The organism is Lentzea kentuckyensis (genome assembly GCF_002150765.1).
GTDB lineage: Bacteria > Actinomycetota > Actinomycetes > Mycobacteriales > Pseudonocardiaceae > Lentzea > Lentzea kentuckyensis.
The window spans coordinates 49,012-67,199 of record NZ_MUYM01000043.1; the positions used below are offsets into that span (position 1 = coordinate 49,012).

Annotated in this window: 12 protein-coding genes; 6 read left to right on the plus strand and 6 right to left on the minus strand. The window is 69.5% G+C overall.

Features of this window, described 5'->3' with window-relative positions; all coding sequences use genetic code 11:
- Positions 1-20 precede the first annotated feature (20 nt).
- The gene (locus tag B0F77_RS21260; RefSeq protein ID WP_086664698.1) at positions 21-1,322 is read left to right on the plus strand and encodes an ABC transporter substrate-binding protein; all 1,302 of its coding nucleotides are present in this window, start codon (positions 21-23) and stop codon (positions 1,320-1,322) included.
- 4 nt (positions 1,323-1,326) lie between these two features.
- Positions 1,327-5,424, plus strand: coding sequence for a glycoside hydrolase family 38 N-terminal domain-containing protein (locus B0F77_RS21265; RefSeq protein ID WP_086664699.1), 4,098 nt, complete (start codon positions 1,327-1,329; stop codon positions 5,422-5,424).
- On the opposite strand, the gene B0F77_RS21270 is transcribed toward B0F77_RS21265, so the two are convergent.
- From B0F77_RS21270 to B0F77_RS21290, 5 genes are read right to left on the minus strand one after another with little or no spacing between them, the layout of a single operon-like run.
- Positions 5,391-6,923, minus strand: coding sequence for a glycoside hydrolase family 43 protein (locus tag B0F77_RS21270; protein WP_086664700.1), 1,533 nt, complete (start codon positions 6,921-6,923; stop codon positions 5,391-5,393). The two genes, B0F77_RS21265 and B0F77_RS21270, sit on opposite strands and share 34 nt — an antisense overlap.
- A 12-nt stretch (positions 6,924-6,935) precedes the next feature.
- Complete coding sequence (locus B0F77_RS21275) at positions 6,936-7,928, minus strand: endo-1,4-beta-xylanase (RefSeq protein WP_086664701.1); 993 nt, start codon at positions 7,926-7,928, stop codon at positions 6,936-6,938.
- Positions 7,929-7,931: 3 nt separating this feature from the next.
- Positions 7,932-8,744 carry a carbohydrate ABC transporter permease gene (locus tag B0F77_RS21280; RefSeq protein WP_086664702.1) on the minus strand — a complete coding sequence of 271 codons (813 nt, stop codon included), beginning with the start codon at positions 8,742-8,744 and terminating at the stop codon, positions 7,932-7,934.
- A complete protein-coding gene (locus tag B0F77_RS21285; protein ID WP_086664703.1) occupies positions 8,744-9,718 on the minus strand; it encodes a carbohydrate ABC transporter permease in 975 nt (324 codons plus the stop codon). The genes B0F77_RS21280 and B0F77_RS21285 overlap by 1 nt, the downstream gene beginning before the upstream one ends.
- Positions 9,718-10,983: an ABC transporter substrate-binding protein gene (locus tag B0F77_RS21290; RefSeq protein ID WP_086664704.1), complete on the minus strand. Its 1,266-nt coding sequence runs from the start codon at positions 10,981-10,983 to the stop codon at positions 9,718-9,720. The genes B0F77_RS21285 and B0F77_RS21290 overlap by 1 nt, the downstream gene beginning before the upstream one ends.
- 130 nt (positions 10,984-11,113) lie before the next feature.
- Between B0F77_RS21290 and B0F77_RS21295 the strand changes: the two genes are divergently transcribed.
- The 4 genes from B0F77_RS21295 to B0F77_RS21310 all read left to right on the plus strand — a co-directional run bounded on the left by B0F77_RS21295 (position 11,114) and on the right by B0F77_RS21310 (position 16,955).
- On the plus strand, positions 11,114-12,124 hold the full coding sequence (locus tag B0F77_RS21295; RefSeq protein ID WP_086664781.1) for a LacI family DNA-binding transcriptional regulator: 1,011 nt from the start codon (positions 11,114-11,116) through the stop codon (positions 12,122-12,124).
- Positions 12,121-14,415, plus strand: coding sequence for a beta-xylosidase/alpha-l-arabinosidase (locus B0F77_RS21300; RefSeq protein ID WP_483868448.1), 2,295 nt, complete (start codon positions 12,121-12,123; stop codon positions 14,413-14,415). The genes B0F77_RS21295 and B0F77_RS21300 overlap by 4 nt, the downstream gene beginning before the upstream one ends.
- Before the next feature lie 15 nt (positions 14,416-14,430).
- Complete coding sequence (locus B0F77_RS21305) at positions 14,431-15,516, plus strand: aldose epimerase family protein (RefSeq protein ID WP_086664705.1); 1,086 nt, start codon at positions 14,431-14,433, stop codon at positions 15,514-15,516.
- Positions 15,517-15,587: 71 nt separating this feature from the next.
- Positions 15,588-16,955, plus strand: a complete 1,368-nt coding sequence (locus B0F77_RS21310) for a glycoside hydrolase family 30 protein (protein ID WP_086664706.1) — start codon at positions 15,588-15,590, stop codon at positions 16,953-16,955.
- Between the two features lie 59 nt (positions 16,956-17,014).
- Here B0F77_RS21310 and B0F77_RS21315 read toward each other — a convergent pair whose 3' ends face one another.
- The gene (locus tag B0F77_RS21315; protein ID WP_086664707.1) at positions 17,015-18,118 is read right to left on the minus strand and encodes a substrate-binding domain-containing protein; all 1,104 of its coding nucleotides are present in this window, start codon (positions 18,116-18,118) and stop codon (positions 17,015-17,017) included.
- Positions 18,119-18,188: the final 70 nt, after the last annotated feature.

An 18,188-nucleotide genomic window follows, 5' to 3' on the forward strand; every position in this document is an offset into this window, starting at 1 on the left:
CGCCAAGAAAGGACCAACGCATGTCCATTTCCAGGAGAGGGCTCTTCGGCCTGGCCGGCGGCCTGGCCGCGGCCTCGGTCGCCGGCTGTGGTTTCGCGCCGACCAGCAGCGGTGGCGCGGCGAGCAACTCGCTGACGTTCCGCTGGTGGGGCGGTGAAGCGCGAAACAAGGCCTACCAGGCGGCGTTGAAGATCTTCACCGAGAAGACCGGCATCAAGGTGGACGCCCAGTACTCGGGCTACGACGGGTACTTCAACAAGCTCAACACCGAGTTCGCGGGCGGCAACCCGCCGGACATCTTCCAGATGGACACCGCGCTCGTCAGCACCTACGCGGCCAAGGGCGTGCTGACCGACCTGTCGTCGTACATCCCCGACACGATCCACCTGGACACCCTGTACCCCGCGGTGCGCTCGGCGGGAGCGGTGGGCGGCAAGCCCTACGGCGTCCCGTCCGGTTCCGGTATCGCCCCCGTCCTCTACGACAAGACCGTCTTCGAGACGGCGAAGATCCCGGTGCCCGCCGACACCTGGACGTGGGACGACTTCGCGAAGATCGCCGGTGAGCTGTCGAAGGCCATGGGACAGGGCAAGTACGGCTCGCTGGACGCGTCCAAGGACGACTCCGGTGCCCTGCAGCCGTGGCTGCGGCAGCGCGGCAAGGACCTCTACAACGCCGAGGGCAAGCTCGCCTTCACGAAGGACGACCTGGCCGAGTGGTTCACCTTCTGGGACGGACTGCGCAAGTCCGGCGCCATCTGCCCGCCCGAGATGCTCTCCAACACCGACTCGGCGACCGGCAACCACCCGTTGATCTCCGGGCAGATCGCGATGACCACGGGCTGGGGACTCGCGCAGATGGCACCGCTGACCCAGCACCAGCTCGACATCGTGATCGTGCCGCGCGGTAGCAACGGCAAGACCGGGCAGGCCATCAGCGGTGGTGTGCTGCTCTCCGTCCCGGTCAAGAGCAAGAACGCGGAGGGCGCGGCCAAGCTGATCGACTTCTTCATCAGCGACGTCGACGCGATCAAGGCGATGGCCCTGTCGCGCGGCATCCCGCCGTCGGGCAAGGCGCTGGAAACCCTGACGCCGTCGCTGAGTGCGGCCGACAAGCGGGACGTGACCTACGCGCAGTACGCCGCCGACCAGGTGGCGAAGGACGGGCTGCCGCCCGCACCGACCGCGCCGCCCGGCTACAACGACGCGAAGAGCGCGCTCGACGCGGCGGCCAAGCAGATCGCGTTCGGCAAGATGTCCATTCCCGACGCCGTCGCGCAGTACTTCCGCGACGCCGAGGCCGCACTGAACGGGGCCAAGTAACACCGTGCCAAGCAACACCGGGGTCGTCGTCGAAAGCACGGATCTGTTCGTCGGGCCGGTTTCCGCTCCACGCCAACTGGTTCGCGTCACCCTCGCGGTGCCGCGACGCGAATCGGCGTGGGTGCGGATCTCCGGTCCGCTCGTCCGCACACCGCAACCGGTGCGGGTGGGGCCGGAGGACGTCGAGGTCGAGGTCGGCGTGGTCTTCTCCGCGCCGGTCACGGCGGGCACGTCGTATCCGGCGGCCGTGCTCGTCGCCCCGGTGAGCGGTGATCCGCCTGCGGCCTGGGACGTCACGGTGACCGTGGCGGAGACCGGCTGGACGATGTGGATGGTCTCGCACTTCCACTACGACCCGGTGTGGTGGAACACCCAGGCGGGCTTCACCGAGACGTGGCTCGACCTGCCGGGCGCGCAGGCCAAGCGGATGCCGTTCCAACTCTCGGCGTTCGACCTGGTCCGCGCGCACCTCGACGCCGCCAGGGAGGACGAGGACTACCGGTTCGTGCTCGCCGAGGTCGACTACCTCAAGCCGCACTGGGACGCGTTCCCCCGCGACCGGCACGACCTGCGCCGGTTCCTGCGCGAGGGCAGGATCGAGATCGTCGGCGGCAACTACAACGAGGCCAACACGAACCTGACGCATCCCGAGTCGACCGTCCGCAACGCGGTCTACGGCGTCGGTTTCCAGCGGGACGTGCTGGGTGCGGATCCGCGGTCCGCCTGGATGCTCGACGTGTTCGGGCACGACCCGTCGTATCCGGGGCTGATGGCCGACGCGGGACTCGACTCCAGCGTGTGGGCGCGCGGGCCGTGGCATCACGTCGGGGCCAAGCGGCACACCGGTGACATCACCAGGATGCAGTTCCCGTCCGAGTTCGAGTGGATCTCACCGAGCGGTCGCGGTGTGCTCACCGCCTACCTGGCCGATCACTACGTGGCCGGCTGGGACATCGAACGCAAGTCCACTTTGGACGAGGCGATGGCCGAGGCCTACCGGCAGTTCAGCACGTTGCGCAAGGTCGCGGCCACCCGCAACGTGCTGCTGCCGGTGGGACACGACCACAACGTGCCGTCCCGGTTCTGCACTCAGATCCACCGGGCCTGGAACGAGAAGTACGTCTGGCCGCGGTTCGTGGTCGGCCTCCCGCGCGACTTCTTCGCCGCCGTGCGCGCGGACGCCTCGGCGCGCTCGGTGACGTTCAGCCCGCAGACCAGGGACATGAACCCCGTCTACACCGGCAAGGACGTCTCGTACATCGACACCAAGCAGGCGCAGCGCGCGGCCGAGGTCGCGGTGCTCGACGGCGAACGGATGGCGGCGGTCACGACGTTGCTGGGCGCCGGCTACCCGGCTTTCGCGCTGGACAAGGCCTGGCGCCAGCTGATCTACGGCGCGCACCACGACGCCATCACCGGTACCGAGTCCGACCAGGTCTACCTCGACCTGCTCACCGGGTGGCGGGAGGCGGACGAGCTCGGCCGGTCCGTGCTGACCGGCGCGATCTCGCACCTGGCCTCCCGCGCCGACACGACCGGCGCGGGTGAGGCGGTGATCGTCGTCAACACCCTGGCCTTCGCGCGGGACGCCCTCGCCACGGTGACGCTGCGCCTGCCCGGTTTCCGGGGAGCTCGCGTCCGCGACGCCGACGGTCAGGAGGTCACCGCGGTCACCGAATCCGTGGTCCGGCACCAGGACGGCACGCTCGAACTGACGCTGACGTTCCTGGCCCGGCAGGTGCCCGCGACCGGGTACCGGGTGTACCGCGTGACCGACGCCTCGTCGGTACCGCCGACCTGGATGCCGCGCGACGGCGTGGCGATCGCCTCCGACACGTTCATCGTCCAGGCCGATCCGGCCAGGGGTGGCGCGCTGACGAGCGTCTACGACCGGCAGGCCGGCCGCGAGCTGGTGCGTCCCGGCGGTCTCGCGGCGGAGTTCGTGGTGCAGGAGGAACATCCCGGCCATCCCGTGTGGGGTGAGGGGCCGTGGCACCTGCTGCCCAAGGGCCCCGGGGTGAGCGCGGAAGCAGCCGAGGTGCACGCCGAGACAAGCCCGATCGGCGAACGCCTGGTCAGTCGCACGGTCCTCGGTGATCTGCGGATCACCCAGCGGGTGACGCTGTGGCACGGCGTGGCGCGGGTCGACGTCCGGTCCTTCGTGGACGGTTCGATCGGCCAGGACCGGTTGCTGCGCAGCAGGTTCGCCTTCGACCTGCCCGGCACGCTGCCGGTGGCCGAGGTCGGGTTCGCCGCGGTGGGCCGGTCGTTCGGCTTCCCCGACGTCGACGCCGCCGAGCACCTGTGGACGCTGGACAGCCCGGCGCACACCTGGGCGGGCCTCTCCGCCACCGTCCGGCTGCGGCTCACCGACGGCGTGCTGCACGCCATCGGGGTCGCCGAGGTAGTCGCCGACGACGGGCGAGCCCTGCTGGCCGCGTTGGCCGCCAAGGGTGTCACCGCCACCTGCACCCGTCCGTCCGGTCCGCGCTACGGTTCGCTCGACGTCGACTCCAACCTGCCCGACGTGCGGATCGTGGTCGGGCACAACGACTTCACCAACTCGGTGCTGGCCTTCGCACCCGGCAGCCGCGAGACGCTGGAGGCCCACGGCAGGGTGTTCGTGCCCGCCGTACGGCCACGGGCCGAGCAGTGGGTGCCGGACGCCGACCTGCGCGGTCCACGTGACCTGCCGGTGCTGATCGTGACCGACGTGGACGCCCTGATCGACGACCTCGCCGACGGCTGCGTCGAGGTGCCCGGCAGCACCACCGATCCCGCCGTCGACCACTCGGTGGCCGTGGTCAACCGCGGCACGCCGGGGTTCGTCGTGGCACCGGACGGCACGTTGCACGTGTCGCTCATGCGGTCGTGCAGCGGCTGGCCGGCCGAGGTGTGGATCGACGGCGAGCGCCGCACGGTGCCGGACGGGTCGAGCTTCGCCTGGCAGCACTGGTCCCACACGTTCGACCTGAGCCTGCTTTCCGGGGCTGGCGACTGGCGGCAGGCCGGGTTCGCCATGGCCGGCCAGGACGTCAACCACCCGGTGCACGCCCTCCAGGTGCCGTCCACGGCGGGGGATCTGCCATCCGAACTCGGCCTGCTGGCCGTGTCACCGCCGAACGTGCTGCTGACCGCGGCCAAGACCCGCGGCAATCCGCTCGCCTCCTGCGCCGACGACCACAGCACGGACCTCTCGGTGCGGCTGTACGAGTCGGCCGGGACGCCGGTGACCGCGACGGTCTCGTTGTACGGCGGTCTGGCCGCGGCCCACCGCACGGATCTGCTGGAGCAACGCGACCTCGAACCGCTGACCGTCCACTCCGGACAGACATCGGTGGAGCTGGCCGCGGCGGACGTGGCGACGCTGCGACTGGTACCCGCCACCGCGCTCCCCAGCACCCCCGCGGAATCCGTCGAAGCGGTCCAGCCGGTCTACACGCGGTACTGGCGGCACAACTCCGGTCCGGCTCCCGTCGGAAACCTGCCGGTGAGCGTGCACGTCACCCCGTCGTTCACCCGGCTGGCGCCCGGCGCGTCCGCCCAGGCTCGGATCACGGTCAGCTGCAGCGGCACCCCGGCCAAGGGGCGCCTGGAGTTCACCGGCGGTCAGTCCTGGGACTACGACCTGGCCGCCGGCGAGTTCGCCGAGTTCACCGCGACCGTGCAGGGCCGGCCGGGCCGGCACCTGCACTCCGCACGCATCCGCGACCACCTCGGCCAGGTGCTCGAGGACACCGTCGAGGTCGTGTCCGGCGCCACCACGGACCGGGACCTGGTCGAGGTCCTGCTCAGGGCGGGCGCGCTGTTGCTCGGCCCCGGTGAGCACTCGCTGCTGCCGGTGACGCTGCAGAACCGGACGCAGAGCGAGGTGCACGGCGAGGTCACGGTGATCAGCCCGTTCGGCACCTGGGACCACGACATCACCATCGGCCCGCGCACCCAGCCGTTCGCGATCCCGCCCGGAGGCAAGATCACCGTGCCGGTGACCGCCACCGCGACATCCACGGCTCGCCGGGGCGCGCACTGGTGGGCGGTCGTGCGGGTGGCCACGCACGGCAAGCTGTACTACTCCCCCTCGGTCGCCGTGTCCGTGCGGTAGGTGAAGCTCGCGAAGTCGGCCCACGAGTCACTCGGCTCGCCGTTGCTGGTGGCGTAGAGCCCGATGTGCACGCCGGTGAACCCACCGGCCACCGGCGTGCTCAGGAACCGGCCGTCGAACGGCGCACCGAGCGGCTGCCCGTCGACCAGCGCCTGGTGTTCCTGCCCGCGGGCCTCCACCCCGAGCCGCACGACACCCTCGCCGGCCTGGGCCCTGGCGAGCACCTCGTCCTGGCCAGCGGACCGGCGGACGAGGGTGACCTCGCGGCCGGTACCGAGCAGCAGCCGGACGTGGTGGTCGTCGTTCTGCAGGAGCACCAGTCCGGCGGCCTCGCCACGACCGGCGGGCGCGAAGTCCAGTTCGCAGGAGGCGTGGAACGACTGGTGCTGCTGGCGCCGCACCACCAGGCTCGGGTTGACGAGATCGGTGAGCGACTCCGGCCGGACGCGCAGGCGCAGGTGGCCGGGTCGTTCGGTCAACGACCAGAAGTCCGATTCCGGTGTGCGCAGGAACATCCAGGCCGGATCGAGCACCGGTGACGAGAAGTCGCCAGCCACCTCCGGCCACGGATGCGGTGGCAGGTCCGGGACGGGATACGAGTCCTCGACCCGACCGGTGCCAGGGCTGAACACCGGACCGCCGTTCTCCCACGACACCGGGACCAGGAACGTCTCCCGGCCGAGGTTGTAGTGATAGCCACCGTAAGGACGTGTCGCGAGCAGCACCGCGTACCACTCGTCGTGCTGCGTGCACACCAGGTCCGCGTGACCGGTCGCCGCGATCGGGTACGACCGGCCGAGGTGGCGATGGGTCAGCACCGGGTTCAGCTGCGAACCGCCATAGGGACCGGTGACGCCGTCCGCGAACGCCACGACCACGGAATGTTCGAAGTCCGTGCCCCCTTCCGCGCACACCAGCACATATCGTCCATCCACTTTGTACAGATGAGGCGCTTCGAGCCAGCGCGAGTCCGCCATCGCACCGCGGAACAGCACGTGCTCCTCGCCCGCCAGCGACAGCGTCTCCTGGTCGAACTCGCGCAGGTAGACCTCGGTGCGGCCGTCCCGGATCTCCCGGGTCGCGGTCCACCACGCGCGGCCGTCGGAGTCGAAGAACAGCGACGGGTCGAACCCGTCGGCGTCGGGCAGCCAGTGCGGCTCCGACCAGGGACCGGCCGGATCGCTCGCCGTCACGACGAAGTTGCCGGTCTCCCGCGTGCCGTGCACCAACGTGCACACGACGTAGAACACGCCGTCGTGGTGCCGGATCGTCGGCGCGTACAACCCGCCGGAGGCCCGCACGCCCTGCAACGGCAGCTGCGACGGCCGGTCCAGCACGTGCCCGACCTGCCGCCAGTGCACCAGATCGCGGCTGTGGAAGACCGGCAGCCCCGGGAAGTACTCGAAGGTGGAGGTGATCAGGTAGTAGTCCGATCCTGCCCGGCACACCGACGGATCGGGGTGTGAGCCGGACAGGATCGGGTTCGAGAACCGTGCCAAGTGGACTCTCCGCTACGGGTTGATCCTGGTGTACGCGGGTTTCGGCCTCAGGTTGGTGTCGTACAGGCAGGCCGCGCCCTCACCGGGGAACGTGCCCGGCACCCACGAGTGCCGGTCGGTGAAGCCCCAGGTGGTGAACTCGACGCACCGCGAGACCGCGTGGCAGGCGTCCCAGATCTGCTTGAAGTAGTTCGCCTGCGTGTTGAGCTTGGTGGAGTCGGCCGGCAGCGGGATGCGCACGTCGGCCTCGGTGATCGCGACGTCGAGCCCGAGAGCGGCGAGCCGTTCGATGTTCTGCCGCATGCTCGTCGGGAACCCGTACTGCGTCGACAGGTGTGTCTGGATGCCGACGCCGTCGATCGGCACGCCCTGCTGCTTGAGCGTGCGCACGAGGTTGTAGAGCGCGTTGCTCTTGGCGTTGACGCCCTCGGTGTTGTAGTCGTTGATGTACAGCTTGGCCGACGGGTCGGCGGCGCGGGCCCAGCGGAACGCGTCGGCGACGTAGCTGTCGCCCATGCGCTGCTGGAAGATCGACTGCCGGCGCGAGCCGTCGTCGTTGAACATCTCGTTGACGACGTCCCATGCGCGGATCCGGCCGCGATACCGCCCCATCTCGGTGTTGATGTGCTGCTGGACCACGCTGCGCAGCTCGCTCGACCCGAGGTTGTTCAACCAGTTCGGGTACTGGCTGTGCCACACCAGCGTGTGCCCGCGCACGGTCTTGCCGTTCTGCCGCGCGTAGTTGACGATCGCGTCCGCGCCGGACCAGTTGAACTGGCCGCGGTTCGGTTCGACGACGGCCCACTTCATCTCGTTCTCCGGCGTGACGCTGTCGAACTCGCGCGTCAGCACGGACCGGTAGTCCGCCTCACTGTTCAGGGTTTGGGCAGCCACCGCGCTGCCCACGTACCTGTTCGTGATGTCCTTCAACGGTCCCGCCGCTGACGCCGGGACCACCGGCACCAGCAACAGTGCCGCCGTTGCCACTGCTAATCGTGCGAACATCTCTCAACCCTTCACCGATCCGGTGAGCCCGCCGACCATTCGTCGTTCGGCGAGTACGAAGAACGCGAGAGCCGGCAGCATGGACAGCGCGGTGAAGGCGAGCACTTTCGCGGTGTCCTGGGTGTGCTCCGACTGGAACATCGCCACGCCCAGCGGCAGCGTGAAGTTGGTGGAGTCGTTGAAGACGAGCAACGGCAACAGGAAGAAGTTCCAACTGGTGACGAACGCGAGCACGGACACCGTGATCAGCGCGGGACGGGACAGCGGCAGCAGGATCCGCCAGAAGAACCCGAGCTTGGCGGCGCCGTCGAGCAGCGCCGCGTCCTCGAGCTCGCCGGGGATCGCCCGCATGAACGGGCGCAGGATCACGATCGTGACCGGCAGCGAGAACGCCGCTTCCGGAATCGCCACCCCGAGCGGGTTTTCCAGCAACCCCAGCTGGCGCAGCCACAGGTACAGCGGCAGCGTGGCGACGCCGATGGGGAACAACAGGCCCAGCGTGAACAAGGTGTAGACCGCTTCGCGGCCCTTGAAGGCGTAGCGGGACAACGCGAACGCGGCCATCGACCCGAGTCCGACCGCCAGCACCGTCGCGATCACCGCGATGAACGCGCTGTTGCCGAGCAGCCGCCAGAACACCGGCGAGCCCAGCACCCCGGCGTAGTTGTCCCACACGAACGGGCCGGGAAGTCCGGCCGGCGACGAGTTGATCTGCGCCGTCGTCCGGAAGCCGCCCAGCAGCACGAACAGCAGCGGCACGACCGTGACACCGACGACGGCGAACGCGGCCAGGTAGCCGACGGCGTTGCGACGCATCACCCGATCGCTCCTTCCGTGTCACGGCGCAACGCGAACCGCTGGTACAGCAACGCGAACAGGAAGCAGATGATGAAGAGGATCACCGCGACCGCGCTGCCGAACCCGAACTCGTAACGCTTGAAACCGTGGTCCACCAGGTAGGTCGCCATCGTCGTGGACGCGTTGGCCGGTCCGCCCAGGGTCATGATCCAGACCAGGTCGAACAGCTGCAGCGACCCGATCACCGACAGGAAGATCCAGATCCGGATCGTCGGGCCCAGCAACGGCAGTACGACGTTGCGGGTGATCTGCCAGCTGGACGCGCCGTCCAGCGCGGCGGCCTCGCGCAGCTCGACCGGGATTCCCTGCAGCCCGGCGAGCAGCAGGATCACACCGAACCCGATGTACTTCCAGGTGATCACGACGAACAACGTGTAGAGCACGATCGACTGGTCGGCCAGCCACTGCTGCACCATCCAGCCGAGGCCGACACCGCGCAGCAGCTCGTCGATGAACCCGCCGGGTTGCAGCATCAGCAGCCAGATCACCGCCGTGACGGCCTCGGACAGCACGTACGGTGCGAAGACCACCATCCGCAGCAACGTCCGGCCGCGCAGCTTCCGGTTGAGCAGCAGGGCAAGCCCGATGCTCAACGGCAGCTGCACGACGATCGACAACGCGGCGATGATCAGGTTGTGCCCGATCGCGCCCTGGAACACCGAGCCGGACAGCGCGTCGATGTAGTTGCGCAGGCCGACGAAGTCCGTCAGCGGGCCGAACCCGCTCCACGAGTAGAGGCTGTAGAACCCGGCCACGCCGATCGGCACGAGCACGAACCCGGCGAACAGCAGCAGGCCCGGTCCTAACAGCAGAGCGAGTTCGAGACGGGTGCGGGTGCGGGATCTCCGGCGGGTGCCCCCGGCCGCTGGCGCGTGCGGCGCGGGGGCGGTCTGTGACCTTTCGCCGGTACCGGTGCTGGTCGCCGTGGTCATCACTTGTTACCGGCGGCTGCCTTGCTCACCGACTGTGTGATCGTCGACGGATCCCCTTGCCCCGCGAAGAAGTTCGCGATCGCGTCGTTGAGCGCCTGGCCGACGTTGGTGGGGAACGCGGTGTCGAAGTAGAACTGCAGGTACTTCGCCTTGGCCATGTGCTCGGAGATCGTCTTGTGCGTCTCGGTCTTCAGCGACGCCACCGCGGCCGGGTTGACGGGCAGGCCCGAACCGGTCTCGGCCAGCTTCTTCTGGATCTCGTCGCTGACCAGGTGCTGCAGGAATCCCTCACACGCCTTGGCCGCGCGGGTGGTGCAGGAGAAGCCGTCGCCGCCGCCGAGCAGCACGCTCGGGTCGCCCTGCCCGCCGGGCACCGTCGGGAACGGGAACCAGCCGAGCTTCGAGTCGAGCTGCTTGTCCTCGGTGAGCGCGGTCATCACGTCCGGATCCCAGTCGCCCTGCAGTTCCATGGCGGCCTTGCCGTTGGCGAGCATGCCCGCCGAGCTGCCCGCGCCCTGCTGGGCCGGCGTGCCGACGAACCCGTCCTGGAACGGTTTGGTGTCCAGGAACGTCTTGAGGTTCTCCCCGGCCTTGGTGAAGCACGGGTCGGCGAGCTCGGTCTTGGCCACGGCGTTCTTCAGCGCGTCGACCGAACACTGCCGGACGGCGAAGTAACCCCAGTAGAACGCGTCCGGCCAGCGGTCCTTGCCGCCGATCGCGATCGGCACCAGGCCCGCGGTCTTGAGCTTGGTCACGGCCGCGTTCAGTTCGTCCAATGTGGACGGTGGACTGGTGACGCCGGCCTGGGTGAAGAGGTCCTTGCGGTACCAGAACCCGACCGCGTGCATCTGGTAGGGCAGGCCGTACTGCTTGCCGTTCACCTGCCAGCCCTTGCCGTACTCGCCGAGCTGCGCCTGCGCGATCTCGGCGATCTTGCCGGAGCGGATCTGGTCGGCGAGCGCGCCGCCGCCCCACTGCTGGAACAGGTCCGGTGGCGTGCTCGACTGCAGCGCCAGCGGCACCTTGGTCTGGAACTGCTCGTTCTGGATCGGTTCGATCGTGAACGAAACGTCCTGGTGAGCCTGGTGGTAGTCGTCGGCGATCTGCTGCCACTTCGACTTCATCGGCTCGGTGGTGCGGTTGTGCCACCAGGTCAGCGTCGCGGGTCCGCTGGTTTCTCCCCCAGAACCGCTGCAGGCGGCCAGCAGCAGAGCGACCAGGGCGAGCGAAAGCCTTCGCCCGGAACGCAGGGTTGCAGAACGCATGGGTCCACTCCTGACGACGTCGGCCGAGTTGGACTGGGTGTGACGATGCGTGAGACGCCAGTGAGACTCCACCCTCGAAACCGTCGTGTCAATCGTTGTCGATAACGTTTTACACGGCTAGCCTGTGTCGGTGCCTCCACGTTCTCGCGTCACCATCCGTGACGTCGCTGCTCACGCGAACGTCTCGGTCGCCACCGTGTCCAAGGTCCTCAACCAGCGCTACGGCGTCTCCGCGGAGACCTTCGCGCGGGTCACCGCGGTGATCAAGGAACTCGGTTACGAGGCGAGCCTGGTCGCGCAGAGCCTGCGCAACCACCGGACGAACGTGATCGGGATTTTGGTCGCGGACATCGAGCCGTTCAGCACCGAACTGCTCAAGGGCGCGGCGGACGCGATCCGCGGCACCGGTTTCGAACTGGTCGTGTACTCGGCCGGCGGGCGCACCGGCGATCCGCAGGGCTGGGAGCAGCGTTACCTGACCCGGCTGAGCGGCACCCTCGTCGACGGCGCCGTGCTCGTCACGCCCGCGGTCGACCTCGAAGGTCTGCCGGGCACGCCGGTCGTCGCGGTCGACCCGCACACCGGGCGTTCTCCGTTGCCCACCATCGACTCCGACAACCTGCGCGGCGGACAGCTCGCGACCGAGCACCTGCTCGAACTGGGTCACCGCCGGATCGCCCTGATCACCGGCCGCGCGGACCTGAAGTCGGCCCAGCAACGGGAAACGGGCTACCGCCGCGCGCTGGTCGCGGCCGGCGTGCCGGTGGACACGAGCCTGGTCCGGCGCGGTGACTACGACCACGACGTCGCCGCACAGTCCGCGCGCGAACTGCTGAGCGGGCCCGACCGGCCGACCGCCGTGTTCGCCGCCAACGACATCAGCGCCATCGCGGTCATCGAGACGGCGCTGGAGCTCGGCCTGCGGGTACCCGACGATCTTTCGGTCGTCGGGTTCGACAACATAGCGGAATCGGCGTTGTGCAGACCACCGCTCACCACCGTGCAGCAGCCGATCCGCGAGATGGGCTACCGCGCGATCTCGTTGCTGGTGAAGCTGATCAACCGGGACGAGCCCGGCGACACCCACATCACGCTCGGCACCGATCTGGTGGTCCGGCACTCGACGAGGCGGCTTTCGTGACCATCGAAGCGACTTCGGGCTGGCGGGACGCCGGCCTCTCCCCCGCCGAGCGCGTGCGCGACCTGATGGAGCGGATGACCCCGCGCGAGAAGATCGCCCAGTTGCACGGCGTCTGGGTCGGGATCGACTCCGGCGGCGAGATGGCGCCGCACCAGCACGACTTCGTGGTGGACCCGCCCGACCTCGACGAGCTGTCCCGGCACGGCATCGGCCAGCTCACCCGCGTGTTCGGCACCCGGCCGATCGCGCCGGAGGTGGGCGCGCACAGCCTGGCGCGGACCCAGCGCAAGATCATCGCGGGCAACCGGTTCGGCATCCCGGCGATGGTGCACGAGGAGTGCCTCACCGGCCTGGCCGCGTGGCAGGCGACGGCGTACCCGTCGCCGCTGTGCTGGGGTGCCACCTTCGAGCCAGACCTGGTGCGGCGCATGGCTTTCCGCATCGGCACCGCGATGCGCCGGCTCGGCGTGCACCAGGGGCTCGCGCCGGTGCTCGACGTCGCGCGCGACCTGCGGTGGGGCCGGATCGAGGAGACCATCGGCGAGGATCCGCTGCTCGTCGGCACGATCGGCGCCGCGTACGTCAGCGGCCTGGAGTCGGCGGGCATCGTCGCCACGCTCAAGCACTTCGCCGGGTACTCGGCGTCCAGGGCCGGCCGCAACCTCGCGCCGGTGTCGATCGGTCCGCGCGAGCTCGCGGACGTGATCCTGCCGCCGTTCGAGATGGCCCTGCGCTCCGGCGCCCGGTCGGTGATGAACTCCTACACCGACACCGACGGTGTTCCGGCCGCGGCGGACGCGGCCCTGCTGACCGGCCTCCTGCGCGACGAGTACGGCTTCACCGGAACCGTGGTGGCGGACTACTTCTCGGTGGCGTTCCTGCACAAGCTGCACTCCGTGGCGGCGGATCGCGAGGACGCGGCCGGGCAGGCGCTGGCCGCGGGCATCGACGTCGAACTGCCCACTGTGGACTGTTACGGCGATCCGCTGCTGGCCGGGCTCGAGTCCGGCCGCGTCGACCTGGCGCTGGTGGACCGAGCGCTGGAACGCGTGCTGCTGCAGAAGTGCGAGCTCGGGCTGCTCGACCCCGGTTACTCCCCCGACCCCGCCGCGGACCTGGAGCTCGACGACGACGAGTCCCGCGCCCTGGCCCGCGAGGTCGCCGAACGCTCGATCGTCCTGCTGCACAACGACGGCGTGCTGCCGTTGACCGGTAGGCGCCGCGTCGCCGTCGTCGGACCACGAGCGAACGATCCCGGCGCGATGATGGGCTGCTACTCGTTCCCGTTGCACGTCGGCGTCCACCATCCGGACGTGCCGATGGGCATCGAGGTGCCGACGGTGCTGGACGTCCTGCGCACCGACCACGACGTCACCTTCGCGCTGGGTTGCCCGGTGCTCGCCGGGACCGACGAGGAGATCGCCGAAGCCGTCGACACCGCCCGGAGCGCGGAGGTCTGCGTCGTGGTGCTCGGCGACCAGGCCGGTCTGTTCGGCGGTGGCACGTCCGGCGAAGGTTGCGACGCCGCCGACCTGAGGTTGCCCGGCCGGCAGGAAGAGCTGCTGGAAGCCCTGCTGGCCACCGGTACCCCGGTCGTGCTGGTGCTGTTGTCCGGCCGGCCGTACGAGCTGTCCCGGCAGATCGACCGGCTCGCCGCGGTCGTGTGCGGCTTCTACCCGGGAGAGGACGGCGCGGCGGCACTGGCCGGCGTCCTCAGTGGACGGATCAACCCGTCCGGCCGGCTCCCGGTGAGCTTTCCCGGTGCCGGCGCCAGTCAGCCGTCGACGTATCTCTCGGCTCCGCTCGGCGGCCGCAGCGAGGTCAGCACCGTCGACCCGACGCCGCTGTTCGCGTTCGGGCACGGGCTGTCCTACGCCCCGGTCACCTGGGTCACCGCGGGCGTCGAAGCACGGGAATGGCCGACCGACGGCGTCTGCCGGGTGGTCACGGTCCTGCGCAACGACACGGAGATCGCCACCACCGAGGTCGTCCAGATCTATCTGCACGACCCGGTGGCCGAGGTCGCCCGGCCCGTGCAGCAGCTGATCGGCGCGGTCAAGACCGATCTCGCGCCCGGCCAGACCAGGGTGGTCACCGCGATCCTGCACGCCGATCTCACCTCCTACACCGGCCGCGCGGGGCAGCGCCAGGTCGATCCGGGCGAGGTCGAGCTGCGCATCGGGCGGTCCAGCACGGACCTCCACGCCTCCGTGCGGACGACGCTGGTCGGACCTCGGCGGCAGGTCGGCTTCGACCGCGTCCTCACGCCGGAGTTCGAGATCGACTGTTAGCGCTAACATGGCGGGATGCACCGTTCCGGCACCGCCACCCCCACGGTCACCACCGAGCTCTTCGGCACGGTCGGTGAGACGAATGTGCACCGATATGCGCTGGTCAACCCGGGCGGGATCACCGTTCGGGTACTCGACCTGGGCGGCGTGATCCAGTCGCTCGACGCACCGGACCGCGAAGGCGTGCCGGCGAACGTGATACTCGGGTTCGCGGACCTCGACAGCTACGTCGCCAACAACCAGCCGGACGCGGGCCGGGTGTTCCTCGGCGCCCTGATCGGCCGCTACGCCAACCGGATCGCGGAGGCGAAGTTCAGCCTCGACGGCACGGAGTACCGCGTCTCAGCCAACGAGAACGACAACTGCCTGCACGGCGGCGTCTCGGGGTTCGACACGCACGTCTGGCAGGCGAGCACGTTCAGCGATGAGGACTCCGTCGGGGTGCGCCTGAGCCATGTCAGCCCGGACGGCGACCAGGGCTTCCCCGGCCGGGTCACGACCACCGTGACGTACCGCCTGGACACCCGGAACCGGCTGACCATCGGCTACCACGCGGAAACCGACGCGCCGACGGTGCTGAACCTGACCAACCACGCGTACTGGAACCTCGCCGGCGAAGGCTCCGGTGACATCACCGGCCACCTGCTGACGATCCGCGCGGACACGTTCTGCGCGGTCGACGACTCCCTGATCCCCCAGGGCGTTCCGGTTCCCGTCGGCGGTACCCCGTTCGACTTCCGCGAGCCGACGCCGATCGGCGCCCGCATCGACGCAGCCGACCCCCAGCTGCGGATCGGTCACGGCTACGACCACAACTGGGTGCTCGACGACCCCGCGTTCGCCGCGCGCGTGCACGACCTGGGTTCCGGCCGGACGCTCACGGTGCGGACGACGGAGCCGGGTCTGCAGTTCTACTCCGGCAACTTCCTGACCGACGCGCTGGTCGGTACGAGCGGCCGTCCGTACGGTCACCGCGCGGGATTCGCGGTGGAGGCACAGCACTTCCCCGACTCGCCGAACCGCCCGGACTTCCCCAGCACCGTGCTGCGTCCCGGCGAGACCTACACGCAGGAGACCGTGTACGAGCTCTCGGTCGGCTGAGCGCGTCGAATTCGAGTCGAAGAGTTCCCTTCGGATTGCTTGCGCCGCAAGGGCTACAGCATTCTGAGTGAATGACTTCAGCGGTAGCAGTCGCAGCGCTGGTCCTCCTCGGTTCGCTCACCACTCCGGCCGCGGCCACCACAGCCACCATCGACGCCTCGCACCAACTCCAGCAGATCGACGGTTTCGGGTTCTCCGAGGCGTTCGGCCGTGGCGACATCATGCACGGCTCGCAGGGCCTGTCCGCGCCGAAACAGCGCGAGATCCTCGATCTGCTGCTGTCGCGCACCTCCGGTGCCGGCATGTCCATCCTGAGGCTGGGCATCGGATCGACCTCCGCCAACTCCATCCAGCCGGTCGATCCGGGTGGCCCGGACGCGACCCCGCGCTACGTCTGGGACCGCGACGACGAGAGCCAGGTCTGGCTGGCCCAGCAGGCCAAGGCGTACGGGGTGAACCGCTTCTACGCCAACGCCTGGAGCGCACCCGGTTACATGAAGACCAACGGCGACGAGGCCAACGGCGGCAGTCTCTGCGGTCTGTCCGGCGCCTCCTGCACGAGCGGTGACTGGCGCCGCGCCTACGCGAACTACCTGGTGCAGTACACCAAGTTCTACGCGCAGGAAGGCATCCGGATCACCGACATCGGGTTCACCAACGAACCCGACTACACCGCCACCTACTCGTCGATGCGTTTCACCCCGGCACAGGCGGCGGAGTTCACCAAGGTCCTCGGACCGGTCGCGGGAGGCCTGAAGGTCGCCTGCTGCGACTCGTTCGGCTGGGACCAGCAAAGCACCTACACCAAGGCGATCGAGGCCGACCCGGTGGCGCGCCGCATCGTCGCGACGCACACCGGCCACACCTACGCGTCCCCGATCACCGGCCCGCTGCCGACCTCGCGCCGCACCTGGATGTCGGAGTGGTCGCCGAACGGCACGACGTGGAACGAGAACTGGGACGACGGCAGCGGATACGACGGCTTCACCATCGCCAAGGCCGTGCACACCGCGCTCACCACCGGCAACGCCAACGGTTACGTGTACTGGTACGGCGCGTCGGTCGGCGCGACGCGTGGCCTGATCCAGATGGACGGCGACGGCTACCACGTCTCGAAACGGTTGTGGGCGCTGGCGAACTACAGCCGGTTCATCCGTCCCAACGCGACCCGCGTGGGTGCGACGACCTCGAACGGCAACCTGCTGCTGTCCGCGTTCCGCAACACCGACGGCTCGCTCGCCGTTGTCGCCCTCAACACCGGCGGCACCGAGGAATCGGTCTCGTACGCCGTGAAGAACTCCGCTGCCACCAAGGCAACCCCCTACCTCACCAACACAACCGGCAACACCACAGCCCAGTCCCCCATCCGCCTGACCGGCGGCAAATTCACCACAACCATCCCCGCCCGCTCCCTGATCACCTACCGGCTCACCCCATGACTGCCATGAACGGCGCTTTTGTGGACCTCAGGTCCACAAAAGCGCCGTTCATGGCCAGCTCACACCGCGGTGAGGGCTGTTCCGCACGACTCGCGCACGGTCAGGGTCGGCCAGAGGACCACGCGGTGCACTGGGCGGTCCAGCGGATCCGCGAGCCGGGCCAGCGCGAGCTGCGCGGCCAACGCCCCGAGCCGGTGTTTCTGCGGCCGCACGGCCGTCAGCGGCGGGTCGGACGCGGCCGCGACCTCGTCGTCGTACGACACGACGGCGAGGTCGTCCGGCACCCGGATGCCGCGCTCGCGGGTGCGTTCGAGCAACCCGATCGCCTCGCGGTCGGCGTGCACCAGCACCGCGTGCACGGAGGCGGCGAGGCACTCGTCGATCACCTCGTCGACCGCGCGAGTCCACTGTGGAGAGCCGTACGGCGGGACGTCGAGCATCGGAACCCCGTGGAACGGCAGCTCCAACGACGACACGGCGGTGGTCCAGCCCGTCCGGATGGCGTCGCTGTGCGGGCTCTGCCGGGACGTGACGAGGCCGATGCGCTGGTGGCCGAGCGTGGCCAGGTGCCGGACGGCGAGCCCGGCGCCGATCGCGTGGTCGGTCACCGCGGCGTCCAGCGCGATCGTGGGGAGTTCGGGCGGTGGCAGGCGTTCGACGAGCACCACCGGCACGTTCTGCGCGCCGAGCCAGCGCAGCAGCTCGACGCCGGCGCGTCCGGTCGTGCTCGGGGCCACCAGCAGGGTCTGCACGCCGCGATCGAGCAGTTCGTGGACCCGGCGGCGGTCCTCGGCTGCGTCGTAGCTGGACGCGCGCAGCACCAGGCGTCCGCCCGCCGCGGCCACGGCGGTCTGCGCGCCCTGGATCACCGCCGGCCAGTAGTACTCCACCGAGGGCGCCACCATGCCGACCAGCGGGTGCGTCGGTGTGGGGCCCACCACGGACTGCGCGCCGCGCGGGAACGGCTCGGCGTGTTTGGGCATGGTGATGCCGCCGTGCACGCGCACGACGAGTCCGCGGTCGGCGAGCGCGGTCACGTCCCGGCGGACCGTCACCGCCGACGCGCCGAGCAGGTCCACCAGCTCCTGCAATCGGACCGTGCCGTGCGTCCGGACGGCGCGCAGGATCAGCTCATGGCGCTGAGCAGCCAACTTCTGGTTCATCTCTTCGCTTCTGGTCGGTTACGAGCGTTTCTGATCGTTTCGTTGACCGCTGAGTGTGCCACGGGGTGAG